Annotated in this window: 17 protein-coding genes and 1 pseudogene; 11 read left to right on the forward strand and 7 right to left on the reverse strand. The window is 73.4% G+C overall.

Translation table 11 applies throughout. The annotated features are described in order from the left end of the window. Positions 1-313 precede the first annotated feature (313 nt). Complete coding sequence (locus IE252_RS23475; RefSeq protein ID WP_190091449.1) at positions 314-1,210, forward strand: polysaccharide deacetylase family protein; 897 nt, start codon at positions 314-316, stop codon at positions 1,208-1,210. 15 nt (positions 1,211-1,225) lie between these two features. On the opposite strand, the gene IE252_RS23480 is transcribed toward IE252_RS23475, so the two are convergent. From IE252_RS23480 to IE252_RS23490, 4 genes are read right to left on the reverse strand one after another with little or no spacing between them, the layout of a single operon-like run. Then, positions 1,226-1,408 carry a hypothetical protein gene (locus IE252_RS23480; protein ID WP_190091450.1) on the reverse strand — a complete coding sequence of 61 codons (183 nt, stop codon included), beginning with the start codon at positions 1,406-1,408 and terminating at the stop codon, positions 1,226-1,228. 14 nt (positions 1,409-1,422) lie between these two features. Continuing rightward, positions 1,423-2,091: an ABC transporter gene (locus tag IE252_RS43400; RefSeq protein WP_229848751.1), complete on the reverse strand. Its 669-nt coding sequence runs from the start codon at positions 2,089-2,091 to the stop codon at positions 1,423-1,425. After that, positions 2,088-2,906: an ABC transporter ATP-binding protein gene (locus IE252_RS43405; RefSeq protein WP_373298603.1), complete on the reverse strand. Its 819-nt coding sequence runs from the start codon at positions 2,904-2,906 to the stop codon at positions 2,088-2,090. Before IE252_RS43405 ends, IE252_RS43400 begins: the two co-directional genes overlap by 4 nt. A gap of 32 nt (positions 2,907-2,938) precedes the next feature. After that, positions 2,939-3,616, reverse strand: a complete 678-nt coding sequence (locus IE252_RS23490) for an AIM24 family protein (RefSeq protein ID WP_190091451.1) — start codon at positions 3,614-3,616, stop codon at positions 2,939-2,941. A 71-nt stretch (positions 3,617-3,687) separates the two neighbouring features. Between IE252_RS23490 and IE252_RS23495 the strand changes: the two genes are divergently transcribed. From IE252_RS23495 to IE252_RS23520, 6 genes and pseudogenes are all read left to right on the forward strand, one after another. Continuing rightward, the gene (locus IE252_RS23495; protein WP_229848753.1) at positions 3,688-4,416 is read left to right on the forward strand and encodes a peptidyl-tRNA hydrolase; all 729 of its coding nucleotides are present in this window, start codon (positions 3,688-3,690) and stop codon (positions 4,414-4,416) included. 129 nt (positions 4,417-4,545) lie between these two features. Beyond that, positions 4,546-5,148, forward strand: a pseudogene (locus tag IE252_RS23500) (DUF4142 domain-containing protein); the annotation flags it as partial. Between the two features lie 191 nt (positions 5,149-5,339). Continuing rightward, a complete protein-coding gene (locus IE252_RS23505; protein WP_190091453.1) occupies positions 5,340-6,881 on the forward strand; it encodes an MbnB/TglH/ChrH family RiPP precursor modification enzyme in 1,542 nt (513 codons plus the stop codon). A 154-nt stretch (positions 6,882-7,035) separates the two neighbouring features. Continuing rightward, a complete protein-coding gene (locus tag IE252_RS23510) occupies positions 7,036-7,782 on the forward strand; it encodes a DUF4142 domain-containing protein (protein ID WP_190091454.1) in 747 nt (248 codons plus the stop codon). Positions 7,783-7,856: 74 nt separating this feature from the next. Beyond that, positions 7,857-8,606: a TIGR04222 domain-containing membrane protein gene (locus tag IE252_RS23515; RefSeq protein ID WP_190091455.1), complete on the forward strand. Its 750-nt coding sequence runs from the start codon at positions 7,857-7,859 to the stop codon at positions 8,604-8,606. 141 nt (positions 8,607-8,747) lie between these two features. Next, positions 8,748-10,346: an alpha/beta hydrolase gene (locus IE252_RS23520; protein WP_190091456.1), complete on the forward strand. Its 1,599-nt coding sequence runs from the start codon at positions 8,748-8,750 to the stop codon at positions 10,344-10,346. Between the two features lie 169 nt (positions 10,347-10,515). Here IE252_RS23520 and hemQ read toward each other — a convergent pair whose 3' ends face one another. Both hemQ and hemG read right to left on the reverse strand, forming a co-directional pair. Then, entirely contained in the window at positions 10,516-11,229 is a 714-nt protein-coding gene (gene hemQ, locus IE252_RS23525) for a hydrogen peroxide-dependent heme synthase (RefSeq protein ID WP_190091457.1), read from the reverse strand. A gap of 4 nt (positions 11,230-11,233) precedes the next feature. Next, positions 11,234-12,673 carry a protoporphyrinogen oxidase gene (gene hemG / locus IE252_RS23530; RefSeq protein WP_190091458.1) on the reverse strand — a complete coding sequence of 480 codons (1,440 nt, stop codon included), beginning with the start codon at positions 12,671-12,673 and terminating at the stop codon, positions 11,234-11,236. Between the two features lie 122 nt (positions 12,674-12,795). Between hemG and IE252_RS23535 the strand changes: the two genes are divergently transcribed. Then, positions 12,796-14,175, forward strand: coding sequence for an FAD-dependent oxidoreductase (locus tag IE252_RS23535; protein ID WP_190091459.1), 1,380 nt, complete (start codon positions 12,796-12,798; stop codon positions 14,173-14,175). Between the two features lie 2 nt (positions 14,176-14,177). Here the strand turns inward: IE252_RS23535 and hemE are convergent, their stop codons facing one another. Then, entirely contained in the window at positions 14,178-15,242 is a 1,065-nt protein-coding gene (gene hemE, locus IE252_RS23540; protein WP_190091460.1) for a uroporphyrinogen decarboxylase, read from the reverse strand. Between the two features lie 91 nt (positions 15,243-15,333). On the opposite strand from hemE, the gene IE252_RS23545 reads away from it, so the two are divergent. The 3 genes from IE252_RS23545 to IE252_RS23555 all read left to right on the forward strand — a co-directional run bounded on the left by IE252_RS23545 (position 15,334) and on the right by IE252_RS23555 (position 18,381). Further along, on the forward strand, positions 15,334-15,978 hold the full coding sequence (locus IE252_RS23545) for a DUF3000 domain-containing protein (protein ID WP_190091461.1): 645 nt from the start codon (positions 15,334-15,336) through the stop codon (positions 15,976-15,978). Positions 15,979-16,321: 343 nt separating this feature from the next. Then, positions 16,322-16,984 (forward strand): helix-turn-helix transcriptional regulator, encoded by a 663-nt coding sequence (locus IE252_RS23550; protein WP_101390672.1) that lies wholly within the window; start codon positions 16,322-16,324, stop codon positions 16,982-16,984. Positions 16,985-17,097: 113 nt separating this feature from the next. Further along, the gene (locus IE252_RS23555; RefSeq protein WP_190091462.1) at positions 17,098-18,381 is read left to right on the forward strand and encodes an HRDC domain-containing protein; all 1,284 of its coding nucleotides are present in this window, start codon (positions 17,098-17,100) and stop codon (positions 18,379-18,381) included. The last annotated feature ends 176 nt before the right edge of the window (positions 18,382-18,557 follow it).

Below are 18,557 nucleotides of genomic sequence, written 5' to 3' on the forward strand. Positions count from 1 at the left end.
CGACCGGAGCCGTCGGCCGGATCCCGCTCCCCTGCTTCGCTGCGGCGAACACCCCGTCCGAACACGCCGGATCGTGCGCCCGCTCCGGCATATTCACCTTCCCGGCGGCGAACCGGACCCGGCGCGCGCAGGGCGGACGGCAGCGCGCGGCCGGGCCCGGGCACCCCGCCGAGGCGACTCGACGCCCCCGAATACGCTCCCTTGCGCCGGGTTCTCGGACCGGTTCCGTCCGGTTCACTCATTGGCCGGAAACGTATGCGGCCCCACGGCGGCGCACACCTCTGCTCAGCGAATGATCGGATAGCTTCCGCAAGTGACCATTTCTGTACGAAAGCTGCTGGCGGTTGCCGTTCTCGGTGCCGCGCTCGCGGGCTGCAGCTCCGATCCCGCCCCCGCCGACCGTGGCGCGAAGGCGGCGCCGGGCGCGAGCAAGCCGTCCACCGCGCCCTCGGCGCCCCCCGCCTCCGCCACTCCGCGCGCCCCCGCCCAGGCGCCCACCCTCGCGCCCGGCCCCGGCGGTCTCACCCCCGTCTTCAGCCGCGCCCCCAAGGGCGGCAAGGGCGCGGAGAAGGTCGTCGCGCTCACCTTCGACGCCGACATGACCGCCGACCAGGGGCCGCGCGCGGCGGGCGGCGAGCGCTTCGACAACCCCGCGCTCATCGCCGATCTGCGGCGGCTCAAGGTGCCCGCCACGATTTTCATGACGGGCCGCTGGGCCGACGAGTACCCGGCCGAGGCGCGCGCGATCGGGACCGACCCGAACTTCGAGGTCGCCAATCACTCGTACAGCCACTACGCCTTCAAGTCCCCCTGCTACGGGCTGCCGGTCGTCGCCAGGGACGAGATGCGCGCCGACGTCGAGAAGGCGACCGCCTCCTTCGCCAAGGCGGGGGTGCGCAACGCGGTGCCGTACTTCCGCTTCCCGGGCGGCTGCTACAACGACGAGGTGCTGCGGACGCTGGCCCCGCTGAAGATGACGGCGGTGCAGTGGGACGTGGTGAGCGGCGACGCGTTCGCGCACGACGCGGACGCGGTGGCCGAGCAGGTGCTCGCCGGGGTGAAGCCGGGCTCGCTGGTGGTCATGCACTGCACCCGCAGCGCGGCGCCGGTCACCGACCGGGCGATCCAGCGGATCGTGCCGGAGCTGCGCAAGCGCGGCTACCGCTTCGTGAAGGTGTCCGACCTGATCGGCTCGGCCGCCAAGAAGTAGCCCCCGGGCCCGTCGTCAGCCGGAGCAGGCGGTGCGCTGGGCCTCCTGCCACTCGCACACCGGGCAGAGCGTGATGCCCACGACCGACTCCGGATACTCGGTCGGCTCACGGCACAGCACACACTCGGCGTACGGAGGCCCGTCGGCCGGGGCGGGCCGCTCGGGGGCGGGCGCGCAGTACGTCTCGTCGTCGTCCATATCTACGAGGCTAGTCACCCGCGCCGGGAAGTGAGCGCGCAGACGGCCGCCCAGGCCGCGGCGGTCAGCGCCGCCGCCGCGATCAGCGGGACCACCGCCAGGTGCACGTCACCGGTCCGCGACCCGTTGACCAGGCCGTTGACGGCGTACCTGGCGGGTGACCCCTTGGCCACCAGGGCGAGCAGCGCCGCCAGCGCGGTGAGGCAGAGCGACCAGCCGCGCGCGTGCAGCAGCGGGCGGCTGCCGAGCGCTCCGACCGCCGCGCCGAGCAGCGCGCACACCGCGCTCGCCAGCAGCCCGGCCGCCATGGCGGGGCCGAGCGGCACCGCGACCCGGTGGTCGGCACTGGCCGGATCCCCCACCGCCACGACGTACAGCGTCCCGGCGGCCCCCAGCAGCACGGTCGTCCCGAGCGCGGTGGCGAGGGCCGCGAGGTGGACCCGGCCGGGGCCCGCCGCCGCGGCCGCGCACTCACGGGCGGCGGCCGGTTCCTGGGTGACGCAGAGCCGGGCGAGCCAGGCGCCGACGGGGAGCAGCCCGGCGGCCGCGTACCCCAGCGAGTCGAGGACCGGGTTGCCCGGCTGGACGCCGACGGCGACGAAGGCCACGTACAAGAGGACGGGCGCGAGCCAGCGCTGGGAGCGCAGCAGCAGGGCGGTCTGGTAGCGGACGAGCGCGCTCATGGGCGCGACACCCCTCGGATGTGCCAGGGCGGTTGTGCGGTGAGGAGCGCGCGCAGCAGCGCGTCGGAGTGCGCGGCCGCGACCGTGAGCGTGTGCGTGTGCGCGCCGTCCGGGCCCGGGGTCAGCGTGGGCGCGCCGGGCAGCCCCTCGGGAGGCACGGGTCCGACGACGTGGACGCGGACCAGCGGGCTCACCGCCGGGTGCGCCGCTTCCGTACGGCGGACCAGGCCGCCGCGCTCGACCGCGTACCGCGTGTCCACCGCGTCCACCAGCCGCCGGGGGTCGTGGTCGACGAAGACGACCGCCGCGCCGTCCGCGACGCGTTCGGCGACCGCGCGGTCCAGTTCGGCGCGGGCCGCCGTGTCCAGGCCGGTCCAGGCCTCGTCGAGCACGAGGAGTTCGGGCGCGGCGACCAGGGCCTGGGCGGCGGCGACCTTCTGGCTGGTGCCCTTGGAGAGCTCGGCGAGCGGGGTACGAGCGTGGGCGCCCGCCCCGAACCGCTCCAGCCACTCCCCCGCGCGCGTGGCCGCGGTCCGCCGGGACAGGCCGTGTATGCGCCCGAGGTGGGTGAGGTAGCCCACCGCCGTGAACGGCAGGGCGGCGGGGAAGCGCTCGGGGACGTACGCGGTGCGCGGGCGGCCGAGGGCGCGGCCCTCGGTGGGCGCGTCGATCCCCGCCAGCAGGCGCAGCAGGGTCGACTTGCCGGTGCCGTTGGTGCCCTCCACCCGGACCAGGGTGCCCACGGCCAGCTCCAGGTCGACCCCGCGCAGCACCCAGGGGCCGCCGATCCCGTACCGGCGGCCCACCGAGCTCAGGGTGCGTACGGCGTTCGGTCCTGCTGCGGGGCTCAGTGCTGCTCCGCCTTCTTCGGGGTCACCTCGCTCGGGCGGACGATGACGTAGCCGTCGCCCTGGAGCATCAGCTGCACGGCCTCGCCGGAGCCACCGCGGATCATCGAGCCGATGGACTGCGAGCGGTGCAGCGAGGTGCTGAGGTTCGCGGTCCAGCCGACCACCGCGTCGGTGTCGACGTACACCGGCTGCTGCGCGGTGACCGGGATGACCAGCGGGTTGCCCTCGCAGACCAGGCCGAGGCGGCCCCAGCCGGTGAAGACGCTGTTGAAGAGGCCGCCACCGGCGATGCCGGAGCCCTTGACGGTCTTGATCTCGTACGAGAGGGACGCGTCGAAGCAGAGGACGTTGCGGCCGTTGACCGTCAGGACGTCGCCCTGCTCGATGTCGACGACGAAGCAGTTCTGCGCCTCGTGCGCGAACCACGCCTCGCCCTGGCCCTTGACGGCCATCAGCGGCAGGCCCTCGCCGGTGACGGCGCGCTTGAGCATGCCGCCTATGCCCTGGCCGCGGCGCTCGAACTGGAGGTTTCCGCGGTAGGCGATCATCGCACCCTGGCGCGCGAGCATCTCGCCGTTGACCGCGTACTTGATGGACTTGGCGTTCTGCAGGGTCATTCCGGCCTCGGTGGCCGGCTGCGCCATGTGCTCCGATGAGAAAAGATCGCTCTTCATGGCAGGCATCCTGTCCCGGAACAGTTCCTTCCGCCAAGAATCCGGGAATCGACGGCTGGCAGACTGGTCGGGTGAGCAGTGAAGAGACCCCCGTGACCCCCGCGACGAGCCCGTTCCACCAGGAGCCGAACCCTCGCGACGAGGCCCCTCAGTACGTCCTCCCGATGGTCGTCCGCATCGAGAAGGCGGAGCCGCCGGCCCGCACCGACGCACTGGAGACGGCGGCCCGGGCCGTGCTGGTGATGCTCAGCGACGAGCGCTCGCTCGGCGACGGGGAGTGGGCGGCGGCGATGCGGGACTGGCAGGACGCCAGGATCCGCAAGGTGGTGCGGCGGGCGCGCGGCGCGGAGTGGCGCAAGGCCTCGGCGCTGCCGGGCATCACGGTCACCGGGAAGTCCGCCGAAGTGCGGGTCTTCCCGCCGGTCCCGCTCGACGGCTGGCCCAAGGAGCTGGTCAAGCTCCAGGTCTCCGGCACGGACCTGGACGACCCGGCCGAGCCGGGCGCGCCCGACCTGCTCGCGCCTGTGCTGTGGCTCAACCCCGAGCTCGACATGTCGGCGGGCAAGGCGATGGCCCAGGCCGGGCACGGGGCGCAGCTCGCGTGGTGGGAGCTGTCGCAGGAGCAGCGCACGGCGTGGCGGGAGGCGGACTTCGCGCTTTCGGTACGGGTGGCGCCGCGCGGGGAGTGGGCGGCGCTGACGGCCAGTGGGCTGCCGGTGGTGCGGGACGCGGGGTTCACGGAGATCGCGCCGGGGTCCTGCACGGTGGTGGCGGACCATCCGGGGCTGCGGGGCCGCTGATCGCGGATCGTCCGAAAGGGCTGAACGCAACACGCGTCCCGTCCGTACCTCCCGGTACTGCCAAGTTGCCTGCCTGGGAGGCATGTTGTGGGACGCATCCGACGGACGGACCGGACCGAAGGAGTCGGGATCCTCGGCCGGTTCAACGGAACGGCACTGATCATCGTGGCGCTCGCCGCCACCATCGGGGCGCTGGCCTTCCCCGTCTGGTCGTACGCCGACCGGCTCGGCACGGACAAGTCGAACCTTGACGCGGCGTCCGTGTCGACCCGCTGGGGCCCGCTCTCGCCCACCGACCGGGAGTTCGTGACCAAGGTGCGCCTGGCCGGGCTGTGGGAGCTGCCCGCCGGGCAGCAGGCGCAGGAGCGGGCGCCCAGCATGGCGGTCAAGATGGCCGGGGACCACCTCGTGACCGGCCACACCGCGCTCGACAAGCACGTCCGGGACGTCGCCGCGCAGCTGGGCGTCGAGTTGCCCAACCAGCCCAACGAGCAGCAGCAGGGGTGGCTCAAGGAGCTGACGGCGGCGCAGGGGCGCGACTACGAGGTCAAGTTCGCGAACCTGCTGCGGCGCGCCCACGGCAAGGTCTTCAACCTGGTCGCCGAGGTGCGTGCCAACACCCGCAACTCCCTCGTACGGGACCTGGCGCAGGACGCCAACCAGACCGTGCTGGACCACATCAACATGCTGGAGGCGACAGGGATGGTGGATTACGACGCGCTGGTGACGCAGAAGTAGGCAGAGGCAGCCCTGGCCGTGGTCGGCTCGGCCTGGCTTGGTTTGGCCGCGCCAACCTCAAATGAAGCTCTGAAGGTGGGGCACGGCGGGTTGGCGCGGGCGTGGCGGGGCCATGACCACTCCACCACACGTCGTCGACGACGCCACGACATCGACTTCGACTTCGAACCGCCGGGGGGCGAACCATGGAGCTGGGCATCGGTATCGGCTGGCGGCCCGAGATCGCCGACGCCGTCGAGCGGCTGCCGGGCGTCGACTGGGTGGAGGTGGTCGCCGAGAACCTCTGCCCCGGCCACCTTCCCGAGTCGCTGGTACGGCTGCGGCGGCGCGGGGTCACGGTCGTGCCGCACGGCGTCTCGCTCGGCCTCGGCGGCGCCGACCGGCCCGACCCGGGGCGCCTGGCAGACCTGGCCGCGCGGGCGGAGGCGCTGTCGGCTCCGCTGGTCACCGAGCACATCGCGTTCGTACGGGCCGGGGGCGCCCTCACCGCGTCGCCGCGCCTGGAGGCCGGTCACCTGCTGCCGGTGCCGCGCACCTGGGACGCGCTGGAGGTGCTCTGCGAGAACGTCCGCATCGCGCAGGACGGCCTGCCGGTGCCGCTCGCCCTGGAGAACATAGCGGCGCTGGTGAACTGGCCGGACGAGGACATGACGGAGGGCCAGTTCCTCGCGGAGCTGGTGGAGCGTACGGGGGTGCGGCTCCTCATCGACGTGGCGAACCTCCACACGAACCGGGTGAACCGGGGGGAGGACCCGGTGAAGGCCCTCGCCGAGCTGCCGGTGGAGGCGATCGCGTACGTGCATGTCGCCGGGGGCGTCGAGAAGGACGGGGTGTGGCACGACACGCATGCGCATCCGGTGGGGGTGGAGGTGCTCGATGTGTTGGCCGAGCTGGTGTCGCGGGTTTCGCCTCCGGGGGTGCTGCTGGAGCGGGACGAGGCGTTTCCGCCGGAGGCGGAGCTGGCGGGGGAACTGGGGGCGATCCGCGCCGTGCTGGCGGGGAATTCCCCCATCCCACCCCTTCCCGAAACCCTCCGGGGGTGGGGAGTGGCTGAGGAAGGTCTGCCGGGGGCTACGCCCCCTGCACCCCCAGCGGGGCCTGCGGCCCCTGCACCCCGCTCGGGGCTCCGCCCCGGACCCCGCTCCTCAAACGCCGGAGGGGCTGAATTTCCGTGCCGCCCGGGCCGGAGACACCTAGGGGCGCGGGGAACTGCGCGACCAGCCCCCACCGGCTCGCAGCCGACAAACGAGGCTGCCCGCCAGAGGCCACGCGGCGGAGCCGCACATGTCACAGCCGGGAAGGGGCGGGGTGGGGGAAAATCCGCCGGGGCCGACGCCCGGCTTCGGGTCGCTCTCGCTCAGACCTCCCTCCTCTCCGCCCTCGTCGCCGGCACCCCCGTCCCCCAAGGGTTCGACCCCACCCGGCTCCGCGTCCAGGCCCGCGCCCTCGCCGCCAAGCGCGCCGACGTCGTCGCGAAGGTGGCGCCGGAGCTGCCCCGGATCCTCGGGGACGCGTACCGGCCGGCGTATCTCGCGTACGCCAGGAGCCGCCCGATGCGCGACGGCTACCGTCGCGACGCCCTCGACTTCGTGGAGTCGCTGCTCAAGGAGGACGGCCTCGACACCGACGTCGCACGGCAGTTGGGGCGGTGGTGGAAGGAGCGCGCCGGCACCCGCCCGCAGGGGCGCGCCGCCCGCTTCCTGAAGGGGCTCGTGAGGGCCGCCTAGACGAGGGCGGGCAAAGTACCAGCCGCCGCCACCCCCCGTGGCCGCCTCGTCCAACTCGTGATGCCTCCCACACGGTCCCGTCACTGTTTTCCTCAAAAGACTCCCCGGATCACCCGCCTCCGCATTACCGTGCGCACCGCACTTGGAGGCTTTCATGCGTCGGATAATCCTTTCCGGTACCGGCCTGGTCGTCGTCGCCCTGACCGCGACCATCGCCGCCCTGCTCTTCCCCGTCTGGTCCTACGCCGACCGCTCGGGCACCGGGCTCGCCAATCTCAACGCCGGGTCCGTGCCCACCCGCTGGGGGCCGCTGTCGGCCGCCGACCGGGACTTCGTCGTACGGGTCAGACTGGCCGGGCTGTGGGAGCTGCCCGCCGGGCAGCAGGCCGTCGAGCGGGCGCCCAGCGCGGCCGTGACGGCCGCCGGGCACCACCTCGTCGACGGGCACGCCTTCCTCGACGCGCGCGTGCGCGAGGTCGCGGCCCAGCTCGGGATGGAGCTGCCCGACCAGCCCAACGCCCAACAGCAGGGGTGGCTGCGGACCTTGACGTCGGAGAGCGGCAGCACGTACGAGAAGGACTTCGCCAACATCCTGCGCTCGGCGCATGGGAAGGTGTTCTCGCTGGTCGCGCAGGTCCGCGCCAACACCCGCAACTCGCTGGTGCGCGCGCTCGCCGACGACGCCAACACGACGGTCCTGGACCACATCCGGATGCTGGAGGCGACCGGCCTCGTCGACTTCGACGCGCTGGCCCGGGACAGCGTCGCGAACACCACCGCGTCCCCGAGCGGACCGCCCCCGCCCACGCCGGGCGCCACTCCCGCCTCCCCCGTACCGGTCACCCCGTCGTTCCCGCTGCCGCCCGCCGCCAGCCGCGCCAACCCCACCGACACTCCGTAACGAACCGATAACTCCATGTCCACATCATGGGAAAGGCATGGCGCCGAGCTGACCGCTTCGCATACAACTCGGCCATGTTCTGGGTACTTTTCCTGGTCGCCGCGTGCCTCGCGTCCGCGCTCTCGTGCGCGCGGCTCTGCCTCGCCGCGTCCGCGGCGGCCGACCAGGGTCCGGTCACCCGGGACCCGGAACTCGGCCTCTCGCTGTACGAGGCGGCGTTCCTGGCGGGCGGCCCGTTCCGGGTCACCGATCTGACCCTGGTCACCATGCACCGCGCCCGCCGGCTGCTGCTCGCGCACACCGGCTGGGCCACGGTCGTCGACCCGGAGGGCCGCGACGACCTGGAGCGGTCGGTGATCGGCGCGATCGGCCCGGGCGGACAGGCCCGGATAGCGTCGATCCGGTCGGCCACGGCCGCCGCCGACGCGGTGCACGCCCTGGCCGACCGGCTGGCGGCCGCCGGGCTCGCCGTGCCGGACGCGACCAGGACGGGCGTCACGGCCTCCGTACGGGCCGTGCGCGGCGCGGCGGCGCTCACCCTCGCCCTGGGCGTGATCGCCTTCCTGATGCCCGGTCAGGACCGCGCCACCCAGGCCGAGATCGCCGCCTGGTTCTCGCTGCCGCTGGTCCTGACGCTGGGCTGCCTCTTCATCGCCCGCTTCGAGGTCCATCCGCACACCCGCTGGGCCTCCCCCGACGGCCAGCGCCTGCTCGGCCGGATCGACCCGGCCGGCGACCCGCTCACCGCCGTCGCGGTACGAGGCGTGAGCGCGGTGGACGACCCGGCGTTACGGACCGCCCTGAGCGGCCGACGGGCGGCCTGACCCGCACGTCGCTCGACGCCGGTGATCTCGGACTTTGATCCCGGCGCACCGCACGCCGGTGCTTTACTTCATCAATTACTCCGCTAATCATCCCTTTTATACCGGGCCTGTCGTGCCGGATGGACCGCAAAGGGATGTGCGATGAGAGCAGCAGCGCTGTACGGAACGCTCGGTTCCCTCGTTCTTTCCACCCTGGCCGCCGCACCGGCCGGCGGCGTGGATCCGCTCACCGCCGAGGCACGCGGCACCGTGGTCGCCGCCCAGCGCGCGGCCGCCACCGGGATCGCCTTCGGCCGCTGCCCCAAAGTGGAGATGCTCCCCGACTCCGTCCAGTGCGGCACGGTCCGGGTCCCGCTCGACTACGCCAAACCGAGGGGCCGTCAGATCTCCCTCACCGTCAGCCGGGTGCGGTCCACCGGCAAGCGGGCCGTGCGCCAGGGCTCCCTGGTCTACAACCCCGGCGGCCCGGGCGCCTCCAGCATGTACTTCCCGATGGTCGCGAACCTGCCCGAGTGGAAGCGGATCGCGGGGGCGTACGACCTGGTCGGCTACGCCCCGCGCGGGGTGGGCCGCTCCGCGCCGCTGTCCTGCCAGGACCCGAAGGACTTCACCAAGGCGCCCACGCAGTCCCCGACCGACCCCTCGCCCTCGTACAAGATGGAGCGGATCGCGCAGGCCAAGGCGTACGCGCAGGGCTGTGCGCGGAACGCGGGCGCGGCGCTGCGGCACTACACGAGCCTCAACAACGCGCGCGACCTCGATGTGCTGCGGGCCGCGCTCGGCGAGCGGAAGCTGACGTTCGTCGGCGCCTCCTACGGGACGTACTTCGGCGCGGTGTACGCCACGCTCTTCCCCTCCCACGTGCGCCGGATGGTCTTCGACTCGGCGGTCGACCCCGCCCCGGCGCAGATCTGGTACCGCAACAACCTCGACCAGTCGCTGGCGTTCGAGAGCCGCTGGGAGGACTTCCGCGCCTGGGTCGCCCGGCACGACGGCGTCTACCACCTGGGCACCACGGCCGAGCAGGTCCTGGAGAACTTCGAGAAGGTGCGCGCCAGGCTGGCCGAGGAGCCCGCGGGCGGCAAGGTCGGACCGGCCCAGCTCCAGGGCGCGTTCCTCAAAGCCGGGTACTACGACGACTACTGGGCGATGCGGGCGACCGCGCTCTCGGCGTACCTCAAGGGCGACCCCAAGCCGCTGATCGCGCAGGCGGCGCCGCGCCCGGAGGGGGCGTGGGACGACGAGAACGGGAACGCGGTGTACACGGCGGTCGAGTGCAACGACGCGCCCTGGCCGACGGACTGGGCCACCTGGGACCGCGACAACAGCGAGCTCGCGGAGATCGCCCCGTTCGAGACGTGGGACAACGCGTGGATGAACCTGCCGTGCGCCTACTGGCCGGCACCCCGGCAGAAGCCGGTGGACGTACGGGCGGAGCACGGGGCGCTACCGCCGACGCTGATCCTGGCGGCCGAGCGGGACGCGGCGACGCCGTACCCGGGGGCGCTGGAGCTCCAGCGCAGACTGCCGGGGTCGGTCCTGGTGACCGAGAAGGACGCCGGTACGCACGGCATCGGCGGCGGTCCCAACCAGTGCGTGAACGGCTACCTGGTGGACTACCTGCTGAACGGACGGACGCCGGTGCGGCGCGCTGCGTGCGCGCCGCACCCGGAGCCGAACCCGGTGTCGCTGGACGAGCGGTCGGCGCCCAGGGCTGGGCAGCGGCCGTCCGCTCTCTGATCTTCCGGGTCAGGGGTGGATCCGGGCCCGCTCTGGGCGGGCCCGGTCACCGGGCATACGCGGTGGGGGCGGCCGTCAGGCCAGGCCCGCCACCAGGTCCGCGACCGACTTGCGGCGGCCCGTGCTGCATCTCCCGGGGGACAACCCCCGGACCCCCGGCCGGGGGCCGTCAGGCGAGCCCGGCGACGAGATCCGCAACGGACTTCCTCCTACCCGTGTAGAACGGGACCTCCTCGCGGACGTGCATCCGGGCCTCGGAGGCGCGCAGATGACGCATGAGGTCGACGATGCGGTACAGCTCGTCGGCCTCGAAGGCGAGCAGCCACTCGTAGTCGCCGAGCGAGAACGAGGCGACCGTGTTGGCGCGCACGTCCGGGAAGCCGCGGGCCATCTTGCCGTGGTCGGCGAGCATGCGGCGGCGGTCCTCGTCGGGCAGCAGGTACCAGTCGTAGCTGCGCACGAAGGGGTACACCGACACGTAGTCGCGCGGGGTCTCGTCGGCGAGGAACGCCGGGATGTGCGACTTGTTGAACTCGGCGGGGCGGTGCAGCGCCATGTTCGACCAGACCGGCTCCAGGGCGCGGCCCAGCTTGGTGCGGCGGAAGAGGTTGTACGCGCTCTGGAGCTCGTCGGCCGTCTCCGCGTGCCACCAGATCATGAGGTCGGCGTCGGCCCGCAACCCGGAGAGGTCGTAGGTGCCGCGGACGGTGATGTCCTTGGCGGCGAGCTGGTCGAACAGCTCCTGGACCTCGTCGGCGAAGCCGGAGCGGTCCTCGGGCAGCACGTCGCGCAGCTTGAAGACGGACCACAGCGTGTAGCGGATGACCTCGTTGAGGTCCTTCGCCTTCTTCCCTGCGTTCGGGATCTTTTCCGGTGCACTCATGTGGCTATTGTCCCGCGTCACGCTGAGTGTTCTGCGCCAGGGTCGACGTGGCGATGATCTCGTCCGCGGCGAGACGGGCCCCGGAGATGCACGCCGGGATGCCGACGCCGTCGTAGGCGGCCCCGCAGACCCGCAGCCCGGGCAGCTTCGCGACGGCGGCGCGGACCCGGGCCACGCGCGCGAGGTGGCCCACCGGGTACTGCGGCAGGCCGCCGATCCAGCGCGTCACCTCGGTCGCGACCGGCTTGGCGGCGAGGCCCACCGCCTCCCCGAGGTCGCCCAGCGACAGGTCGACCAGGTCGGCGTCGTCGCGCTCCAGGTGCTCCTCCTCGCCGTACCGCCCGATGGAGGTGCGCAGCACGAAGAGGTCGGGGGCCCGGTCGGTGACCCACTGCCACTTGTACGAGGAGAAGGTGGACGCCTTGATCGTGCGGCCGTCGACGGACGGCACCAGGAAGCCGGAGCTGCGCTCCAGGCGCTCCAGGTCCGTACGCCGGAAGGCCATGGTGACCAGGGCCATCGAGGCGTACTCCACGGTGGCCAACTCGGCCGCTGCGGCCGGGGACTCGGCGGCGAGCAGCGCGGACGCGGACCAGGCGGGGGACGCCAGGATCACCCCGTCCGCCTCGATCGCGGGCGCCTGTGGCGAGTCCGTCCGGACCAGCCAGCCGGTGGCCGTGCGGGTCAGGGCGAGCACCGGCGTCTCGGTGCGGATCGAGCCGCCCTTGGCCCGGACCGCGTCCGCGACCGCGAGCGGCAGGGTGCCCATGCCGCCGTCGAGGCCCAGGAAGACCGGGCCGCCGTCCTGCGGCGCGGCGGCGGCCTTCGCCTGGATCCGGGCGACGCCGTCGAGCAGCGAGGCGTTGTCGCGCGCGGCGGCGAAGAGCTGGGGCACGGCGGCGCGCATCGAGATCCGGTAGGCGTCGCCCGCGTACACCCCGCCCAGGAGCGGTTCCACCATCCGGTCGACGACCTCGCGGCCGACGCGGCTCGCGACGAACTCGCCGACGCCGATGTCGTCCCCGACCTCGGTCGGCGGCAGTTCGCGGTCCTGGGCGATGCGCGCCAGGCCCTCGGCGGAGACGATCCCGGCGAGCGAGGCGGGGTCGGCCGGGACGCCCATCAGATGCCCCTTGGGCATCGGGCGCAGCGCGCCCCGGGTCCAGATCGCCGCCGTCGCGGCGGGCGGCCGCAACTGGTCGCCGAGGCCGACCTCGCGCGCGAGGCCGACGCCTTCGGGGCGGCGCGCCAGCATGGACTCGGCGCCGAGGTCCACGCGCGCGCCCGCGACCTCGCCCGCGTACAGCTTGCCGCCGAGGCGGTCGGTGGCCTCCAGGACCGTCACGCGCGCGCCGGACTCCAGCAGGCGGTGGGCGGCGGCGAGCCCGGAGATGCCGCCTCCGACGACGACGATGTGCGGTGCGCTGACGGCCGAGTTGTCCATGCGTCCACTCTCTCAGACCCCACGGACAGCCCCGCGCCGAGTGGCGCGCCCGGGGAATCCCCGGGCGCTCCCGCACGTATCTTCCGAAGGAAGAGCGGGACGGACCGAGCGAGGGGTGCGCAATGGCGGCGGAGCGACTGGTGGTCATCGGGGGCGACGCGGCGGGGATGTCCGCCGCGTCGCAGGCCCGCAGGATGAAGGGGCCGGACGACCTGGAGATCGTGGTGTTCGAGCGCGGCCACTTCACCTCGTACTCCGCCTGCGGCATTCCCTACTGGGTGGGCGGCGACGTGGCGGAGCGCGACGAGCTGATCGCGCGCACCCCCGAGGAGCACCGCGAGCGCGGCATCGACCTGCGGATGCGCACCGAGGCGCTGGAGATCGACACGGCCGGGCGGCGGGTGCGCGCCCGCGACCTGGAGTCGGGCGAGGAGTCGTGGACGGCGTACGACAAGCTCGTCGTCGCCACCGGCGCCCGGCCGGTGCGGCCACAGCTGCCGGGGATCGACGCGCCGGGCGTCCACGGGGTGCAGACCCTCGACGACGGACAGGCCCTGCTCGACACGCTGAACGCGACCGGAGGCCGCCGCGCGGTGATCGTGGGCGCGGGCTACATCGGCGTGGAGATGGCCGAGGCGCTGCTGCACCGCGACTACGAGGTGACGGTGGTGACCCGGGGCAGGGAGCCGATGTCCACGCTCGACCCGGACATGGGCCGGCTGGTCCACGAGGCGATGGACGGCATGGGCATCACCACGGTCACCGGCGCCGAGGTCACCGAGATCCTCACCGGGGAGGACGGCAGGGTGCGGGGCGTGGCGACGAAGGACGCCGAGTACCCGGCGGACGTCGTGGTCCTCGGCATCGGCGTCGAGCCGCGCACCGATTTGGCCCGCAAGGCCGGGCTGCCGCTCGGCGAGCACGGCGGGCTGCTCACGGACCTGGCGATGCGGGTGCGCGGCCACGACGACATCTGGGCGGGCGGCGACTGCGTGGAGGTCCTCGACCTGGTGTCGGGCCGCGAGCGCCACATCGCGCTCGGCACGCACGCCAACAAGCACGGCCAGATCATCGGCTCGGGCGTGGGCGGCGGCTACGCGACGTTCCCGGGCGTCGTCGGTACGGCGGTGAGCAAGGTCTGCGACCTGGAGATCGCCCGCACGGGGCTGCGCGAGCGCGAGGCGCGCGAGGCGGGGCTCCAGTTCGTCACCGCGACGATCAAGTCCACCAACAGCGCGGGGTACTACCCCGGGGCCGCCCTGATGACGGTGAAGATGCTCGCCGAGCGGCGTACGGGACGGCTGCTCGGCGTCCAGATCGTCGGCCGCGAGGGCGCCGCCAAGCGCGTCGACATCGCGGCCGTCGCGCTGACGGCGGGCATGACCGTGGAGCAGGTGGTCACGCTGGACCTGGGGTACGCCCCGCCGTTCTCACCGGTCTGGGACCCGGTCCTGGTCGCCGCCCGCAAGGCCGTGTCGGCGGTGCGGGCGGCGGGGAACTAGCTTCAGCGTGCCGTCTGCGTGTGGACGTAGTCCACGAGACGGGTCAGCGCGTCCGGGTCGGTCGTCGGCAGGACGCCGTGGCCCAGGTTGAAGACGTGGCCCTCCAGGCCCGCCGCCGCGTCCAGGACCTCGCGGGTCTTCGTCTCGACCGCCTCGGGCGTCGAGAAGAGGACCGCGGGGTCCAGGTTGCCCTGGAGCGCCTTGCCGGGGCCGACGCGGCGCGCGGCCTCGTCGAGCGGGACGCGCCAGTCGACGCCGACGACGTCCGCCCCGGCCTCGCCCATCAGGCCGAGCAGTTCACCGGTGCCGACGCCGAAGTGGATGCGCGGCACGCCGTACTTCTCGACCTCGCGGAACACCTTCGCGGAGGCGGGCATCACCGAGCGGCGGTAGTCGGCGGGGGCCAGCGCGCCCACCCAGGAGTCGAAGAGCTGGACGGCCGAGGCGCCCGCCTCGATCTGGACCTTCAGGAAGGCGCCGGTGATCTCGGCGAGGCGGTCGAGCAGGTCGGCCCACAGCTGCGGGTCGCCGTACATCAGCGCCTTGGTGTGCTCGTGGTTGCGGGACGGGCCGCCCTCCACGAGGTAGCTCGCCAGGGTGAAGGGCGCGCCCGCGAAGCCGATCAGCGGCGTCTCGCCGAGCTCGGCGGTCAGCATGCCGATGGCCTCGGTGACGTAGTGGACGTCCTCGGGCGTGAGGTCGCGCAGCCGCTCCAGGTCGGCGCGGGTGCGGATCGGCTCCGCGACGACCGGGCCGACGCCGGGCTTGATGTCGAGGTCGACGCCGATGGCCTTGAGCGGGACCACGATGTCGCTGAAGTAGATCGCCGCGTCCACCTTGTGGCGGCGCACCGGCTGGAGCGTGATCTCGGTGACCAGCTCGGGCCGCATGCACGACTCCAGCATGGGGATGCCCTCGCGGACCTTCAGGTACTCCGGCAGCGAGCGCCCCGCCTGCCGCATGAACCAGACCGGCGTGTGCGGCACCGGCTCGCGGCGGCAGGCCTTGAGGAAGGCGGAGTCGTAGGTCTGTGTCGGCGGGCCCGAGGGGCGTACGTTGGCGTTCACGCCCAGAATCTTCGCACGTGCCCGGAAGCCGACGGCCGGGCCCGGGTGTCCCTACCGGCGCCGGGCGCCCGTTCCGCCTAGTCTTCCCCGCATGGCTGCCGCTCAGGGACGAACTTCGGATGGCGCCGGCGGCACGGACAGTGCGGACGGCAGGACCGTTCCGCTCGCCTTCCGCCAGGCGGTCGACGGGCTGCGGGGCGCGCGGCTGCGCCCCGAGATCGAGGTCGACCCGACCAGGCCGCCGCAGCGCCTGGCGCCGCACGCGTACGCGCTGGAGGCGGCGGTCGTCGAGAACGACCAGGACCTCGCGGACGGCCGCCTTGTGCTGCTGCACGACCCGGCCGGGCACGACGCCTGGCAGGGAACGTTCCGCCTGGTCACGCTCGTACGGGCGGAGCTGGAGCCGGAGATGGCGGCGGACCCGCTGCTGCCCGAGGTGTGCTGGTCCTGGCTGACGGGTGCGCTGGAGGCGCGCGGGCTCTCGTACGGGGAGTCGAGCGGCACGGTGACGCGGGCGGGCTCGTACTACTTCGGCGGGCTCGCCCAGCGGCTGCCCGCGACGCAGATCGAGATCCGGGCGTCGTGGACGCCGCGCGAGGGGCACGGGGGGGTGCCGGACACGGCCTCGCACCTGGCCGCGTGGTGCGATCTGTTGTGCCAGGTCGCTGGGTTGCCGCCGGTGCCTGCGGCTGACGCGGGTGTGGTGAGTCTGCCTCAGCGGCGGGATCCTCGCTGAGCGATTCGGGGTGCGTTCGTTCGTCTGCGGACCGTCTGTGGCTGGTCGCGCCCACGCGGCGGAGCCGCACATGTCACAGCCCCGCGCCCCTAGGGGTGCGGGGCCGTCCAGGGACGTGAGGTGCGGCCCTCTGTCGAAAGACAGAAAGTCGGTCCCTATCGACCGGTCGCGCCCCGCTCGACCACCAGTCCGAATTGCCCTAAATGTTTCTCACCAAATCGTGATCATTCCCTAAAGCCGGGCGGGCACCCTGCCGAAGAGGTCTGTGACCCTATCTGCACGGTTCGCCCCGGCTTCATCCCCGAGCCGGCTCCGTCCCGCACCTTCCCCCCCAGGAGGCCTGGTGTCCGTTCTTCTTGAGCAGCCCGCAAGCCTGGTCGCCTACCGCCCGAACAAGCCGACGGCCATGGTCGTCGTCGCCGACCCCCGAGTCCGCTCCACCGTCACGCGCCACCTGTGGGCCCTCGGAGTACGGGACGTCATCGAGGCGTCGTCCATCGCGGAGGCACGTCCCCGCGTCGGCAACCCGCGCGACATCTGCGTTGCCGACGTCCATCTGCCCGACGGTTCCGGGCTCACCCTGCTGTCCGAGACCCGCGCGGCGGGCTGGCCCAACGGTCTGGCCCTGTCGGCCGCCGACGACATCGGCGCCGTGCGCAACGCCCTCGCGGGCGGCGTGAAGGGCTATGTCGTCACCGGTACGCGGACGAACATCGGCCACCCCACCCGCCCCGGCGCCGCGCCCATCGGCGCCGCGGCGGCCCGTATGCACCGCCGCCCCCCGGGTGCCCCGAGCCACCCGGGCGGCTACCGCGAGCTCTCCGGGCGCGAGGTCGAGGTGCTGCGGCTGGTCGCCGAGGGCCAGTCCAACAAGGCGATCGGGGTGTCCATGGGGCTCTCCGCGCTGACCGTGAAGAGCCACCTCGCCCGGATCGCGCGCAAGCTCGGCACGGGCGACCGGGCCGGGATGGTGGCCGTCGCCCTGCGCACCGGAATCATCCACTGACCCAGGGGTCCCGAGGGGCATGCTCCCCCCACAAGGCGCCGTGCGCCCCTCGCGCGCCCGTCGACGGAACGTTCCGTCGACGGGCGCGGCATATACACAAGTACCCTTGACAGGTGACCGACGCCCAAAAGACCGCAGCAGAGACAGCACTGCGAACCACCGGGGGCGCCCCCCCGGACGACGACGTCCCGGTCGATGGGCAGCCGACTCCCCTGCTGGAGCCGCGTGACGGCATTCCGCCCGTCGTAGCCACCGACGAAGAGCTCGCCGGAGTCGTCGCCGCGTTCGCGGCCGGCACCGGCCCCGTGGCCGTGGACGCCGAGCGCGCCTCCGGCTACCGGTACGGCCAGCGCGCCTACCTCGTCCAGCTCCGCCGCGAGGGCGCGGGCAGCGCGCTCATCGACCCGGTGGGCTGCCCCGACCTCTCCGCGCTCGGCGACGCCCTCGCCGACACCGAGTGGATCCTGCACGCCGCCACCCAGGACCTGCCGTGCCTGCGGGAAATAGGCATGGTGCCGTCCCGGCTCTTCGACACGGAGCTCGCCGGGCGCCTCGCGGGCTTCCCGCGCGTGGGCCTGGGCGCGATGGTCGAGAGCGTCCTCGGGTACGCCCTGGAGAAGGGCCACTCCGCGGTGGACTGGTCGACCCGGCCGCTGCCCGAGCCCTGGCTGCGGTACGCGGCGCTCGACGTGGAGCTCCTCGTCGACCTGCGCGACGCGCTGGAGAAGGAGCTCGACCGGCAGGGCAAGCTCGACTGGGCCCGCCAGGAGTTCGACGCGATCGCCGCGGCGCCGCCCGCGCCGCCGCGCAAGGAGCCCTGGCGGCGCACCTCCGGCATGCACAAGGTCCGCCGACGCCGTCAGATGGCCGCCGTGCGCGAGCTGTGGACGGCCCGGGACAAGGTCGCCCAGCGCCGTGACGTCTCGCCGGGCAAGGTGCTCAGCGACTCCGCGATCATCGAGGCGTCGCTGGCGATGCCGCTGAACGTGCAGGCCCTGATGGCCCTGCCCGGCTACGGGCACCGGATGGGGCGGCGCCAGCTGGAGCAGTGGCAGGCGGCCGTCGACCGGGCGCGGGCGCTGCCGGACTCCGGGCTTCCGCAGCCCGGGCAGCCGGTCGCTGGCCCGCCGCCGCCGCGCTCGTGGGCGGACAAGGACCCGGCCGCCGCGGCCCGGCTCTCCGCCGCGCGGGCGGCGGTCTCGGAGCTGGCCGAGCGGCTGAACATGCCGCAGGAGAACCTGATCACCCCGGACACCGTCCGCCGGGTGTGCTGGGAGCCGCCGGGCGACCGGTCCGAGGCCGCGGTGGCCGAGGCGCTCACCGCGTACGGCGCGCGGCGCTGGCAGGTCGAGCAGGTGACGCCGCTGCTCGCGGCCGCGCTGGCCGCCAACAGCTGAGCCGCACGGCACCCACGTACCCCCTGACGACCTCGGTCATCAGGGGGTACGGCCATGAGAGGGCCCGGCGGAGTGTGACCTTCGCCGCTCCTGCCGGGGGGACTGGGCAGTTTGGTTACCCGCAAGTAGCATGGCGGGGTGAGCGCGCGCTCAGGCGAGTGCGCCACGCGCAGCAG

The organism is Streptomyces melanogenes (genome assembly GCF_014649795.1).
Classification (GTDB): Bacteria; Actinomycetota; Actinomycetes; order Streptomycetales; family Streptomycetaceae; genus Streptomyces; species Streptomyces noboritoensis.

Bases quoted from the DNA above. Each gene is read 5' to 3' on its own strand.
- IE252_RS23490 (WP_190091451.1), bottom strand. From the start codon at position 3,616: ATGAAGAGCGATCTTTTCTCATCGGAGCACATGGCGCAGCCGGCCACC.
- IE252_RS23510 (WP_190091454.1), top strand. From the start codon at position 7,036: ATGCGTCGGATAATCCTTTCCGGTACCGGCCTGGTCGTCGTCGCCCTG.
- IE252_RS43400 (WP_229848751.1), bottom strand. From the start codon at position 2,091: ATGAGCGCGCTCGTCCGCTACCAGACCGCCCTGCTGCTGCGCTCCCAG.
- IE252_RS23535 (WP_190091459.1), top strand. From the start codon at position 12,796: ATGGCGGCGGAGCGACTGGTGGTCATCGGGGGCGACGCGGCGGGGATG.
- hemG (WP_190091458.1), bottom strand. From the start codon at position 12,673: ATGGACAACTCGGCCGTCAGCGCACCGCACATCGTCGTCGTCGGAGGC.
- IE252_RS23480 (WP_190091450.1), bottom strand. From the start codon at position 1,408: ATGGACGACGACGAGACGTACTGCGCGCCCGCCCCCGAGCGGCCCGCC.
- IE252_RS23545 (WP_190091461.1), top strand. From the start codon at position 15,334: ATGGCTGCCGCTCAGGGACGAACTTCGGATGGCGCCGGCGGCACGGAC.
- IE252_RS23520 (WP_190091456.1), top strand. From the start codon at position 8,748: ATGAGAGCAGCAGCGCTGTACGGAACGCTCGGTTCCCTCGTTCTTTCC.
- hemQ (WP_190091457.1), bottom strand. From the start codon at position 11,229: ATGAGTGCACCGGAAAAGATCCCGAACGCAGGGAAGAAGGCGAAGGAC.
- IE252_RS23505 (WP_190091453.1), top strand. From the start codon at position 5,340: ATGGAGCTGGGCATCGGTATCGGCTGGCGGCCCGAGATCGCCGACGCC.
- IE252_RS23515 (WP_190091455.1), top strand. From the start codon at position 7,857: ATGTTCTGGGTACTTTTCCTGGTCGCCGCGTGCCTCGCGTCCGCGCTC.